The organism is Agrobacterium vitis, from assembly GCF_037039395.1.
Lineage (GTDB): Bacteria > Pseudomonadota > Alphaproteobacteria > Rhizobiales > Rhizobiaceae > Allorhizobium > Allorhizobium vitis_E.
Genome location: NZ_CP146242.1, coordinates 1406196 through 1419515 on the forward strand (window position 1 = coordinate 1406196; position 13320 = coordinate 1419515).

General features: G+C 59.5%; 11 protein-coding genes and 1 pseudogene. 10 read left to right on the forward strand and 2 right to left on the reverse strand.

Annotated elements, in window-relative coordinates:
- The first annotated feature begins 8 nt into the window (after nucleotides 1–8).
- The 3 genes from V6582_RS09280 to V6582_RS09290 are packed head-to-tail and all read left to right on the forward strand — an operon-like array spanning nucleotide 9 to nucleotide 1623.
- Nucleotides 9–701 (forward strand): HNH endonuclease, encoded by a 693-nt coding sequence (locus V6582_RS09280; protein ID WP_156631022.1) that lies wholly within the window; start codon nucleotides 9–11, stop codon nucleotides 699–701.
- A complete protein-coding gene (locus V6582_RS09285; protein WP_197434321.1) occupies nucleotides 698–1336 on the forward strand; it encodes a hypothetical protein in 639 nt (212 codons plus the stop codon). The genes V6582_RS09280 and V6582_RS09285 overlap by 4 nt, the downstream gene beginning before the upstream one ends.
- Nucleotides 1336–1623, forward strand: coding sequence for a hypothetical protein (locus V6582_RS09290; RefSeq protein ID WP_156631023.1), 288 nt, complete (start codon nucleotides 1336–1338; stop codon nucleotides 1621–1623). Before V6582_RS09285 ends, V6582_RS09290 begins: the two co-directional genes overlap by 1 nt.
- A 139-nt stretch (nucleotides 1624–1762) precedes the next feature.
- On the opposite strand, the pseudogene V6582_RS27540 reads toward V6582_RS09290, so the two are convergent.
- A pseudogene (locus V6582_RS27540) lies at nucleotides 1763–1816 on the reverse strand (hypothetical protein); the annotation flags it as partial.
- 142 nt (nucleotides 1817–1958) lie between these two features.
- Between V6582_RS27540 and V6582_RS09295 the strand changes: the two are divergent.
- The 7 genes from V6582_RS09295 to V6582_RS09325 all read left to right on the forward strand — a co-directional run bounded on the left by V6582_RS09295 (nucleotide 1959) and on the right by V6582_RS09325 (nucleotide 9918).
- The gene (locus V6582_RS09295) at nucleotides 1959–2852 is read left to right on the forward strand and encodes a DNA-binding response regulator (protein ID WP_156631024.1); all 894 of its coding nucleotides are present in this window, start codon (nucleotides 1959–1961) and stop codon (nucleotides 2850–2852) included.
- On the forward strand, nucleotides 2845–3435 hold the full coding sequence (locus V6582_RS09300) for a hypothetical protein (protein WP_156631025.1): 591 nt from the start codon (nucleotides 2845–2847) through the stop codon (nucleotides 3433–3435). The genes V6582_RS09295 and V6582_RS09300 overlap by 8 nt, the downstream gene beginning before the upstream one ends.
- Before the next feature lie 3 nt (nucleotides 3436–3438).
- Nucleotides 3439–6843 (forward strand): UvrD-helicase domain-containing protein, encoded by a 3405-nt coding sequence (locus V6582_RS09305; RefSeq protein WP_156631026.1) that lies wholly within the window; start codon nucleotides 3439–3441, stop codon nucleotides 6841–6843.
- 84 nt (nucleotides 6844–6927) lie between these two features.
- A complete protein-coding gene (locus tag V6582_RS09310; RefSeq protein ID WP_082143910.1) occupies nucleotides 6928–7671 on the forward strand; it encodes a multiubiquitin domain-containing protein in 744 nt (247 codons plus the stop codon).
- Nucleotides 7671–8054, forward strand: a complete 384-nt coding sequence (locus V6582_RS09315; protein ID WP_048648534.1) for an E2/UBC family protein — start codon at nucleotides 7671–7673, stop codon at nucleotides 8052–8054. The genes V6582_RS09310 and V6582_RS09315 overlap by 1 nt, the downstream gene beginning before the upstream one ends.
- Nucleotides 8051–9397: a HesA/MoeB/ThiF family protein gene (locus V6582_RS09320; RefSeq protein WP_197434322.1), complete on the forward strand. Its 1347-nt coding sequence runs from the start codon at nucleotides 8051–8053 to the stop codon at nucleotides 9395–9397. The genes V6582_RS09315 and V6582_RS09320 overlap by 4 nt, the downstream gene beginning before the upstream one ends.
- On the forward strand, nucleotides 9394–9918 hold the full coding sequence (locus tag V6582_RS09325; protein ID WP_156631028.1) for a DUF6527 family protein: 525 nt from the start codon (nucleotides 9394–9396) through the stop codon (nucleotides 9916–9918). The genes V6582_RS09320 and V6582_RS09325 overlap by 4 nt, the downstream gene beginning before the upstream one ends.
- Nucleotides 9919–11004: 1086 nt before the next feature.
- Here V6582_RS09325 and V6582_RS09330 read toward each other — a convergent pair.
- Nucleotides 11005–13320: a molybdopterin-dependent oxidoreductase gene (locus V6582_RS09330; RefSeq protein WP_156631029.1), complete on the reverse strand. Its 2316-nt coding sequence runs from the start codon at nucleotides 13318–13320 to the stop codon at nucleotides 11005–11007.

The window sequence follows — 13320 nt, forward strand, 5'->3', positions numbered from 1 at the left end:
GAGATCGGATGGCAGATCGTAAGGCGATACCAGCTGCAACACGACTGCGCCTCTTCGCGGCTGCATCGGGGTATTGTCAGAAACCAGATTGTTTTGATTCACTCTTTCCCGCTGAAATGGGTGGGGACAAACACATCGCTGAAATGGCACATGTCATCCCGCACGGCGACGCAGGGCCACGCCACGAAGACCGACCGGCAGAAGGTTTCGACCCCGATGCGTTCGAAAATCTGATCTTGTTGTGTCCGACCTGCCATACGAAGATAGACAAGGATCCCGACGCTTATCCACGCACTATTCTGCTTGATTGGAAAGCCAATCATTTCGGACGACTGGCGCTCAAGCAAGGAATCAAAGCCTACGACAATCGGGAACAGGCAAGGGCCGCAGTCGCTGGCATCATGGCTGAGAACCGGGCAATCTGGGAGAAGTTCGCACCCGAGGAAGGCTCGGGCTTCAAGTATGATCCGGAATCCGGCAGCGCGGCGGCCTGGGACCATCGGATGAGAAGCGTAATCCTGCCCAACCACTATCGCACCTTGGCGATCATCGAGGCTAATCTGGGCCTCGCCACAGCGGATGAACGGCGCACCTTCGCTGAGTATCAGGAGCATGTGCGCGGCCTGTCGGAGCGTCACGTATGCGGGGTTGCCGGCCGCGCCATTCGCTTCCCGGATTCGATGGAGGGAATGTTCGCTTGAACTGGCAGATCAAATACGCGCTCGCCTCTTTCGCAAAAGAGAGGCAGTCGAGCGCGGAACATGTCGGCGGTGACATCATCCGGATCATGACGCAGGATCGACCTGACGTACTTGCGGCCATTACGTCCGTCGAGACGGTCGATCAGGCGACGGCAGCTCGATACCGGGAACCGGTCGAGGGCCTCGATTTCCTATGCGGCTATCGCGCAGAATGTGTCTGGGAGGGGGAGGCAATCCAGTATCTCGAAGAAAACTGTATAGGCTGGGGAAGCTTCGGCACACTCGGTTCAGCGGCGCTGGACGGGAATGCAAACTCGGCGCCGCACAAGGTCTACAAGTTCTCGGATCGGCTTCTGCGGCAATATGGGCGTGTGGAGAAGGTTGATAGAGAATTCGACCGCATCCACCGGATCACCCTGCGGAGTGGCGCGACGTTTCGGATCGGCATGATTGCAGACTATGAACCGACGGCCAACGAGGTTCGCTCTATGTGGGACCGTTTTGGCCCGGTCGACATCGTGTGGAACATCAATCCCAATGGCACGCCGCAGCCCGAAGCGAACGAGGCGGGCCGAGAACTGGGGTGCGAGGTGATGAAATGGGAAGAGTTGAAGGAGCGCCTGAGCAGGGCTTGATGACTGCCCGCGAGATCGCGGTCTACCTCTTGGGCTCCTGCCCCTCGCTTGAGCAGTTCGATGCGTTCATGTTTGGCTCGACCCTACACGGTATTGGCCAAGATATTGATATTCTCATTGTCGGCCCGGGGGGTAATCTGCTGGCGCAGCTCAAGAAGGAATTGCAGTACGCAGGGAGTAGCTTGCCGTTTCACATCCTCTACATGCAACCATCCGAAGAACTTCACACGCAGTTTGTAGCGAAAGAGAGATGCATTCCGCTTGCGCACCTTGCCGCGTCATGTTGACGAAGCTGCGCTCGAATTCAGCTTTGATGTCTTTGCGGCGCGCGGTCACCAACTCGGCCATGGGGCAGCCGTGACTGATGAGGTAGACCGGTTAGGCTGGATCATGGCGCGCGACAGTTTGAAAATACCTGGTTTAGCGTCACGTCGATTGGCAAATGTCGCATACAACCTTCTCCGATAGGTATTGGCATCTTTAGGGTGGTATGCTTGCGAAAATAATCTCTAAAGCAGGAGCGGCGATTAGGATATGTAGCCACAAGTAAATAACCCTTTGCAATCCGGGAATTCTACTGCTTGGTTAGAGTGACTGATAACTCGTGTGGGGTGACTTTGCGTTGAGCAACGATGTGTTCTGTGGGCGTCGTTTTTCTATTGGCTTTCACGGCGTTGATGGCGAGTTTCGGTTGGGGGGATTCTTGGGTACGCGATACGTAAAATCACTAACGAAATGCAGATCTGACGGCACGCTTTACACGCGTCGTGCGGATGTTGAGGAAGCGTTAGCGAGACTCATCGAGCAGTCGCGCCAGGAAATTATCGCTGCCTTGAAGATCCGCGACACGTCATCACCGCTCTACGTAAAGTCCGAGTGTATCGTCTATTTGATACGCGACACGCGGCACGACAACGACGAGAGCTATTTCAACGATCTTTATCGCGAACTCATGCGCCGACTCTCATCGGCACTGCCACGCATCGCCGGCGAAAGCATCGATGTGTCCGAGAGCGTCCATGCCGCGGATGCCCGCGATAGAGTGAAGGATACCTTCATCCGCAAGTTGATCGAGGATCGAGCCGAGCCAGGGTCAGCCCTCGATTATTTCGAAGTCATGTTTGCCGGTGCCACTGCAGCGCTCCGCACGACATCCATGCACAGGGCGAGGAGACAGGCGGCGCGCACCGAAGCCATTGAGGCTGACCAGGAGACAAACGAACCCTCGCTGGCGGTAGAAAGCGCGGTCGGGAGTTTAGACCTCAAAGAGGAATTGCTGTCTGACGATCCGATTTACCGGTCGCGCGTAGCCGACGCGATTAGGTCCCTACCAGACAAGTTACGCAGAGTCGTTGAGTTGATCATGAGGGACATGCCAATCGATTCGTCGGACGACAGCGTCATGACCATTCGAAAGGCGATCGGCGTCAAATCCGAGAAAACGGTTCGGAATAGACGTGACGAAGCATACCGATTGATACGCCACGCTCTGTCGATTGGAGACGACCATGACTGACAGCCGCAACGACAGCGCAGAGGAGATCCTCCTCGCATTCGCAGTTGAGCAGGCGCACGACAATGCGACTCTTGACCGCTACCTTCAGCTATACCCACATCTTTCGGGCGAGTTGATCGACCTATCCCTTGATCTGAGACTGCAGCGCGCGACTGGAGAGATCACCGCGCCGGCCGATGAGACGTGGGTAGAAGCGTCCCTTGCAGCCTTCCGAGCGACGTCGCCGGTTCAGGCATCCGCCGCGGTGGTCGACCCCTTCGCTAACGCCTCGCCCCAGGAGCTGGTAAGGCTTCGCCGCGCCCTTGATGTGCCCAGCGGGGTGATCCAGGGGTTTAGCTCCCGGCTTGTGGACATCGCCAGCGTGCCCGCGTGGTTCGTCGACGCTCTTGCGCGCGGCCTCCGCTCCACCGTGGACGACCTGCGCCGCTTCATGGCAGCACCACCTCGACTTGCTCCGGGCATCAGCTACAAAGCCGACGATGCTCCATCCGCCGAGCAGGAGAAAATCACATTTGAGGACCTGCTTATGCAGTGCAAGGTACCGGATGAGCGACGGCAGCAGTTGCTGGCCTCACAGGATTGACCCATGGACGCTGTCGAACTCGCGCGGCAGCGTGCCGCGGCGCTTCACGATGAGGTGGTCTCCAAGGGCGCTGACCCTTGGGATCCCGAGGCGCTCGTTAAAGCCGCCGCATCCAGTCTGGAATTGGACATCGAGCTTGTCGAGCCAGGCAGCGCGATCCTGGAGGGCGGTCGGGCACAGTTCGATCCAATAAATCGTGCCATCAGGCACGAGGACTCGGGAACAACCTTCTTCAAGGCCTTCCTGGTGGGCCACGAGCTCGGTCACGCCACGCTCGGCGACGACCGGGTCGAGCACGTCGCCCACGACGTCGATCCCACGCGGCCAGCGGAAGCTTCCCCCGTTGGCGAGGATCGGGTCGTCGACTACAGCCGGCGGCAGCGCCGCGAGGTCCAGATGGACCTGTTCGGTCGCGAGCTCCTGCTACCGCGCAAACGGGCTCGCGCACTCCACCTTGACGGCATGACGGCATCAGAGATTGCGACGAGGCTGGGAGCCCCCTTCGACGTCGTCGCGCTACAGCTTCTCGATGCGCTGCTGCTTCCGGCGGTCGAGCCGGACCCCGACGAGGCCGAGGTAAGGCCTCCGAAGCCGCTCAATGATGAGCAGCGCGAGGCTGCACGGCATCGTGGGGTCCCCTATCTTCTCGAGGCCGGACCGGGAACGGGAAAGACGCAGACCCTTGTCGGGCGGGTCGCCGGCCTCGTCGATGAAGGAAACGACCCCCGATCGATTCTTGTGCTGACTTTCTCCAACAAGGCTGCCGGAGAACTATCCGAGCGCATCGCCGGACTGCGGCCAGAGGCAGCGTCGGCGATGTGGATCGGGACATTCCACGCCTTCGGTCTCGATCTGGTGCGAAGATACCACAAGCAGTTGGGCTTCCCGAGAGAGCCCCGCATGATGGATCGCAGCGAGGCGATCGCGATCATGGAGCGCGAATATCTCGCACTGGACCTCACCCATCATCGGGAGTTCATGAATCCCGATCGTCCCCTCAAGGACATGCTCACCGCGATATCCCGGGCGAAAGACGAGGTCGCGGACGCTGACCGCTACGCCGCGCTGGCGCGGGAGATGCTGGATAGGGCCACCGACCCCGAGGCCCGCAATGCCGCTGAGCGGTGCGCCGAAGTCGCGCTTGTCTATGAGAAATACGAGGAGTTGAAGCTCGCGGCATGCGCCGTGGACTTCGGCGATCTCGTGTCTCTGCCCGTAAAGCTGCTCGAGTCCGATGCCGAGGCAGTCTCGATTCTGCGCGCGACATATAGCCATATCCTCGTCGACGAGTATCAAGACGTGAACCGCAGCAGCGTGAGGCTGCTCCAGAGACTGACGGATGTTGGCAAAAACCTCTGGGCCGTTGGTGACGCGCGGCAGGCGATCTACAGGTTCCGCGGCGCATCCTCATTCAATATGTCGCGATTCAAGACCGAGGACTTTCCTGGTGGTACTGGTGATCGGCTGCGTCTCAACTATCGATCGACGCCCGAGATCGTTGGCGCATTTTCGAATTTCGGGGGGGGCATGCAGGCTGGCATTGGCGATGCCTCCCTCAAAGCAGATCGACCGTCCAGCGGTGTCCCGCCAGAGCATTTGACCTTCGGTGACAATGACGACGAGGCGGACGCACTCGCCGACGAAATTCTGCGCCATTCTCAGGACGTCGCCTTCCGCGACCAGGCTGTGCTCTGCCCCGGCAACGACCGGCTCAACCGCATGGGTCGTGAACTGGAGCGACGCGGAATTCCGGTCCTCTACCTCGGCAATCTCTTCGAACGACCCGAGGTCAAGGATCTGCTGTCCGTTCTGTCGTTGCTCGTCGACAGGCGGGCCATGGGATTGGTGCGTAAGGCCTCGCTCCAGGGATTGTCGACCGGGCTAAGTCTGCCGGGTGCCGCAGCGGTGGTCGAGCACCTTCGGCAGGTGGAAGCCGGACCGCTCGCCTGGGCCGGTTCATTGCCCTCACTGCCAACCCTGGACGCCGCTGACACTGAGGCCATGCACCGGGTGGCCGGCATGCTGGACGGCTTTGGCACCGATGCGCTTCCCTGGTCCGTGCTGGCGCATGTCATGCTCGATCGGACACGAACGGCGGCGCTGATCGCTTCGACGGACGATATCTCGAGTCGCGCCATGGGCGTGGCGATCTGGCAGCTGATGGGCTTCCTGCGCGCTCAACGTGCAGGGCCGGGTTTGCCGATCCACCGCACGCTCGACGGGATCAGGCGACTTGTCCAGCTCGCCGATGAACGGGATCTTCGACAGATTCCGCTGGCCGCTCAGGGCATCAACGCGGTCCGGCTGATGACGATCCATGGTAGCAAGGGTCTCGAGTTCCCCGTGGTACACGTCATGGGTCTGAATAAGGGGAGCATGCCCAGCACTGCACGTAAGCCGGCCTGTCCGGTGCCAGATGGCATGATCGCTGGCGGAGAAGGCGGAACGATCGCTCTGGCTGCTGCGGATCACGCTCTCGAGCAGGAATGCCTTTTATATGTCGCCGCCTCTCGTGCCCGGGACCGCCTCCTGCTTTACTCAGCGACCCGAATGGCGAACGGCAACCGGCGCAATCCCTCGGATTTCATAGCACGGTTAGGTGTAACGAAAACCCGCGCGGCAACGCCGCACGCGGATCGGAAACCGGACCCCGAGGATGAACCGCTCCCGATCGTATTGGGGCCTGAAATCAAGGTCACGACAGCGCAACTGGATCTGTATGATCGGTGCCCACGGCGCTTTTTGTACACCCATGTGCTTGGCGTCGGCGGTCGACGCACGCCAACAACCATGACGACAATGCACGATCTGGTCCGCGCCATCGTGACGGAAATCGCCGCCACTGATCCCTCCGTCGTGTCGCTTGGTGACATGGAGAGACTGCTGGAGCAGAGATGGTCTGAAGGGCCACTGGCTGGGGACGAATATCGGCTGCACCGTGAAGTTGCGACCCTGCTTGTCCAGCGGTTCGTGGCGATGCGCGCGGGTACAACCCGCTCGATACCGCCTTCTCTCCAAACAGGGCTCGGAACGACTACCGTCTCGGCAAATGCAGACGATGTCGTGATGACGCCTAATGGACGGCATATCGTGCGAATGGTTCGGACCGGTCACCGATCCTCCAAAACCGGACAGGGCCTCGCCGACGCCGCCTTCCAGATGGCGGCCGCCAACTCACTTCCCGGCTGCACGGTCGAGATCGTCCACCTCGGCGATGACGATCACACTACAAGGGTCGAGTTCGACCATAAGGCGCTCGGCAAGAGAACAGAAAAGCTTGCCGAAGTCTTCGCGGCGATCGAGGGCGGAAACTTCACGCCTAAGCGATCCGACCGCACATGCCCCTTCTGTCCCGCCTTCTTTACCTGCGGTCCAGTGGCCGACGGCAGGCTGCAAAAAAATCTCTGACCAAAATTACCGGTCGGCCGATGCTGGCGAGATTAACCCTGTGAGACCGACGCAATCAGGCCGAGGTCCACAGGAAAACAAAATATGTCTCTTATCGAAAACCCCGACATCGACGATGTCGCACTCGCCGTGCAGGAAGATCGCCCCCTGCGCCCCGGTCGCTACCGGGTCTCGCTCGCTGTCGACAGCGTAGATTTCCACCCGCTTATCCTCGACGATCCGGTTCCGCTCGGCCGCCAGATCCTGAAGAAGGCCGGCATTAACGACATCGATGGTCACTCACTGTTCGTGATCACGTCCGAAGGCGACTTCGAAGATGTCCGGGCGGATGAGGAGGTCGATCTGCGCGATCGTGCCGCCTTCCGCTTCATCACTTTCAGCACCGACCCGCTCTACCGCGTCAAGCTCAACGAGGCGCGCATCGTGTGGGGCCGTTCTTCCATCCCTGAAGCGGTGCTGCGTGCGCTCGCCGGCATCGGCAGTGACGAGGCGGTCTTCCTGGAGGTGCGTGGCGGCAAGGACAAGCTGATCGAACCGGGCACCGATGCGGATCTCGCCGCCAACGGCGTCGAGAAGTTCATCACGGCGCCCAACAAGGTCACCTACACGTTCTTCGTCAACGGCAAGGCCTATGAGACCGATAAGAAGAAGCTGACCGGCGCGCAGATCAAGGCGATGGTATCTGACTGGGATCCGCAGCATGACCTGTCGCTGGAGGGCGAGGGCGATGACCCGGACCGCATCATCGCCGATGATGAGGCTGTGAGCCTCGTTCCGAAGCATGGTGTCCGCCGTTTCTCGTCGGTCCCCAAGGCGAATTTCGGCTGATGCCCGGCGTGTTCGACATGCAGCTGGAGCAGCTGCGGGAGCGCTTCGGCGACGTTCAGACCCGGCAGTTGCCGAGCGGCACCACGCTCGTCACCGTGCCGGGCGTCCGCCTGCCGGAGGGGTGGTCGAAGTCGTCGACCACCATCCGCTTCATCGTCCCGCCTGGATATCCATTTGCGCAGCTCGACTGCTTCTGGGCGGATCCCGATCTCCTTCTTGCGCATGGAGGTCCACCACAGAACTCCGCGTCAACTCCCGTCCCGGAGACCGTCGAGCCGGCACTCTGGTTCTCGTGGCATTTGACGGGACCATGGAACCCCAACCGCGACAGTCTGTCGACGTGGATGAATGTGGTGATCGATCGAATGAGGCAGGTCCAATGAGCCGCGTCCGCTTTCCTGCACCTCTCTACTCCGATCTGGCGTCGATGTTGCTCGACGCCAATGACCTGGAGAGCTGTGCCATCGCCTATGCCCATCACGATGCGCATAGTGACACATGGATCGTCGCCGACGCCAGACCCGTGCCGGACGATGCGTATGAGAGCCGTACCTGCGTATCTGCGATCCTCAAATCGTCTTTCCTCATCGAGGTTGCAAACCGCAGCAGGGTCACCGGCATGGCCGTCATCGCGATCCACACGCATCCGGCCAGCCCCGGCCATCCGCATTTTTCGCCGGTCGACGATGCGGGCGAGACGGAACTGGATTCGTATTTTGTTCGGCGAGCGGCACCAGTGCCACATGTCGCACTGGTGATCGGGCCGCAGGGCTGCCGTGCGCGCCCTCTCGGAAAGGACGATGAGATCGACGTATGGGAAGTGGGAGAGAGGCTCATGCTCCATTCGCCCATGCACGGCGTGTCCGATCAGGAACGCGACGACCGGCAGGTCAGGGCATTCGGAGCGCCGGGGCAACGGCTGCTGCGCCGCCTCCACTTCGGCGTGATCGGTGCGGGTGGGACGGGATCGCTCGAGTGCCAGCAACTTGCCCATCTCGGCGCCAGGCAGATCACGGTGATCGACCACGACCTAGTCGAGGAGACGAATCTTAATCGCCTCGTCGGCTCTGTCCCCTCAGACGTTGGCCGGCCGAAGGTCGAGGTCGCGGCTAGGATGATCCGCGCCATTAACCCTGATGCCAAGGTGGTCCCCCTTCAAGCCGACATCGTCGACGAGGAGGTAGCTAAGCTCATCACAACCTTCGATTTCGTGCTGTTGTGCACGGATTCCCATGCGAGCCGGGCGGTCGTCAACCAAGCTGCCTACCAGTATTTGGTGCCCGTAATTGATATGGGCGTCAGCATCACTGTCGCGAACGGAGCCGTCAGCCATATCACGGGACGCGTGCAGATGCTTGCGCCCGGACTTCCTTGCCTGAACTGCTCGGGCGCGCTCGACGGCGAGGCGATCCGGCGGGAGATGCTGACGCCTGAGCAGCGCGCGGCGGACCCCTATGTACAGGGCGAGCGCGAACCCCAGCCCGCGGTTTTGTCGATCAACTCTACCGTGAGTTCGCTCTCGATGACCATGCTGCTCGGGGCTGTCACGCCGGTTCCGATCAAACCACGCTATCAGGTTTATGACGGCATTCGTGGCCGAGTGAAGGAGATAGCTGTCGCCGTGCAGCCGAATTGCGTGGCCTGCTCTTCAATGGGCGCCTTCGCTAAAGGGCCAACCTGGAATCTGCCGGTCCGGCCAACACGTTACAATAGGAGCGACAAATGACAGAGCCTGCACGAATGGTCCGGTTGGTCGGCGATGCCGAGTACAGGGACCAGGCTGAAGCAAGCCTCAGCACCCCTGGCGACGCTTCCATGGTGTTTCGCTCACGACCCAGATCGATTGTCATGGCGTGCCCTGATGGGTGCGGCGAGACGTTAGTAATCAACCTGGACAGTCGCGCCGACAAGGCATGGCGCTTTGATATGCGGGGAGAAGGACTTACCCTCTTTCCCTCAGTGTGGCGTGAAGGAGGGTGCGAAAGCCACTTCATCGTCTGGCGTGGTCACATTCTGTGGTGCGACCGATTTGAGGGGGGAAATCGAGAACCGCCTTATAATCCCGAGATCGAAGCGGCCGTTCTCAGCGCAATGGACGAGGTTCAACCACGCAATGCCGTGGAACTAGCCGATGCGATCGAAGAACTCGTCTGGGACGTCAGTCGCGTCGCAAATCGGCTTGTGGGGCGCGGCCTCGCACGATCGTGGAAGATTAATGGAGGGTGGGTATTCGTGCGGGTGGTGTGACCGTGTAGCGGAGAACGATAGGCATGCTCTTGCGCGCTGCGTTCAGGTCGAACTTGCCCTGATATTCTGACCCGCCGTTGTCGAGGAACTGGTAGTAACGCCCCCGCGAAAACTCGTTTGGGTGTCAGAACAAATTTGCCTGGTAGGCAGTCGCCATGAATGACACCCGCTCTTCCAGCGGGCGGGCGCAACTCAAAAAACGTGGCTGCTGATAGTTTGAAAATGCCCCGTTTCGCGTCGCGTCGGTTAGCAAATATGGCATATGGCCTCAGTCTTCGTCTTGATACAAATCCTTGGATTCTGGCGCTGAAAACCGCACTTTGGTGTCAGCCAGCCAGAGAGGCTTAGCCCATCTCGGCTCCCTTGTTCGGCAAGGCCACCCTGATCCCAGCGATCTGGGATGAGGGCGGATGTATTGATTTCGCCGGTTTTGACGGTACTTTATCGGAGGCAAGGGATTCGAGATTTGAGGTCAATGCCTCACTGTGAAACGGTCGATAGATCCCGATAGTCCACAAAAAAATTTCTGCCCAGAAATTCCTTAAAAAACCTGCAAAATCAAAATGCTAACATTTTGACGGCCTCCATCGCGGCGCAGGGAACCAAAAAGGAAATTTTTTGCAGGAAAATCAAATCCTTAGGGCAGAAAAAATATTAGAGTGGGAGTGCCGGATACAAACGGTGGCCGTAGCGTAGTTTCGGCGGCGATTTTCGCTGGTGCCGCTCTTGTCATAGGGTCTCACCCTTTCCGTCTCTGCCTGACAGGTCGGATCTGTCTCGGGTCGAGTGGCGGCTCTTAGAGCGCACCTCGCCGCCTCTTACAACAAGAACAAGCCAAGTCGTTCGACGAGCACGCTCAAATTATCGAGAACTTCAGCAGAGGGAATATCGAGGAGAACAATGATACGCTTACCCAGCATATCATGCGCGCGGCATCGGCATACGAGACCGCTTTGAACCTGGTGGGGATGGAGGAGACGTAAACGCGCTCGTCGGGATGTGTAGACGCAGCTCTCCGGCGTTCTACCGTTGCGACACCCGTTTGCCCAGTATCACCCGAATTTCCATGGGGACCAACAAACTGGCTTAGCGGGCAACAAATAGCGGTGAATCAAAGGCGGTAATTGCCGGCAGCGACTTGTCCCACGGTTCGATGTCGATGGTCACGCTGAGCGCCGAAGGCCCCTGCCCGAGTTGGGACGTGCCGTGATCCGCAGTGAGGACATTTGGATTGCCGTGCTTGTCGAGAGAATTTTCTTTGTCTCGATCGAGTGGGTCGTACCAGGCACCGGTCGCCATCTGCACGACACCCGGCATAACATCGTCGGAAACCCTGGCAGCGCCAAGGATCTGGCCTCGCGAGTTGAACAGACGGACAATGTCACCATCGCGGATCCGCCGCTTACGCGCATCCTCGGGATGGATCGACACCGACTCGCGGCCTTTCGTCTTTGCGGCAGAACTCAACGACGTCTGATCCATCTGGCTGTGCAATCGGTGCGCGGGCTGGTTGGTCACCAGATGCAACGGATAATCCAGGCTGCCGCCCGCACCGAGCCACTCCTTTGGAGCTAGCCATACCGGATGCCCTGGGCAATCCGCGTAACCGAAGCCAGCCACCGTTTCCGAGAAAATCTCTATGCGTCCGGATGGGGTTGAGAGAGGAGACCCTTCCGGATCGTGCCGGAAGTCGGAAAACAGCACAGAATCATCAGCCGGCATTGTGATCTCCACATGACCGGCCTTCCAAAAATTGTCGAAATCGGGAAGCGAAACCGAATGCCGTTCAGCCCCTTTGCGCGCTTCGGCATAAATGCTCTGCAGCCATTGCATTTCGCTGCGATCTTGCGTGAATTCCAAATCATGCCCGGAAAGGCGTGCCAGCCCGGCGAAGATGTCGCAATCGCTTTTCGCCTCGCCCACCGGTTCGACAGCCTTCTTCATGGCCAGGATGAACCGATCCTTGGAACTGGAACCGATATCGTTTCGCTCGAGCGTGGTGGTGGCCGGCAAGGCTATATCCGCATAACGCGCAACGGTGGACCACCATGGATCGTGTACGACGACCGTCTCGGGTCTTTTCCAGGCCTTGATCAGACGATTGATATCCTGATGATGATGGAAGGGATTCCCGCCGCACCAGTAGACAACTTTGATATCCGGATAGGTCATCGATTTACCGTTGAACGCATAGGTGCTTCCCGGCGCGAGCAACATGTCGGCTATGCGGGCAACAGGGATCGCACTCCCGGCAGGGTTCGGTCCCTGTTTGAGTGAAACCGCAGGGATGGGCGTGCGCGGTTCGCCCATCCCTGCGATACTGCCGTAGCCGAATGCGAAACCCTGCCCCGGCAAACCGATGCCGCCAAGGATCGCCGCAAGCACGATCGTCATCCAGAATGGCTGCTCGCCATGATCGGCGCGCTGCAGCGACCAGTTCGTGGACACCAGCGTCCGGGATGCTGCGATCTCTTCCGCCAGCCGGAGAATGCGTCCAGCCGGTATCCCTGTGAGCCCGGCCGCCCAGTCCGCATCTCTGGGACAGCCGCCATCGGCGCCTTCCAGATAACTTGAAAACTGCTCGAAGCCGACAGTACAGCGGGCAAGGAACTCGTCATCCTGCCGGTTGTTCTTCAGCAGATGATAGGCCAATGCCAGCATCAAGGCGGTATCGCTACCCGGCCGAATCGGGATCCGTTCCGCATCGAGAAATTCGGGAGCGTCGCTCATCAGGGGGCTGATATTGATAAACCGGACACCATTGCCGCGAGCCGTTCGCATCCACATCTCCGCGGAATGAGCACCGGGTCCTCCCGAAACCACCTGGTGATTTTTCAGCGGCAAGCCGCCGAAGGCAAGGAACAGTTCGGTATGTGCGCTGATGGACTGCCAGCTTGTGGTCGCCCGGGTGATGCTGTCGGTGTTGCCGACCACATGCGGCAGGATCGCATAGCCTGCTGCAATGCTGTAGGAATGGATCTGACCTGTGTAGCCGCCACGAAGACCCAGATAGCGCTGCAATTGCGTCTTGGGATGATGGAAGCGCCCTGCGCTCGCCCAGCCATAGGATCCGGCGAAAATCGAGGAATTGCCGTGATCGGTTATCGCATTGTCGAGCACATTGGAAATGGCAGACAGTGCCTCGTTCCAATCGACTTCGACAAACGCGTCAGTCCCGCGGCCCCTGCCGCCATCTCCGTCCAGCCAACCCTTGCGGATTGCAGGACGCGCAATGCGCGTCGTGTGATGTACCCATTCCGGAATGCTTCGCAACATCGGCGACGGGAACGGATCTTTTGCAAACGGTTCGATAGCACTGAGCTTGCCGTCATCCGTTCGCACCGTGAACGCACCCCAGTGCGATGAATGTGGAAAAAATTCCGGCTTTCCATTTCGATCCAT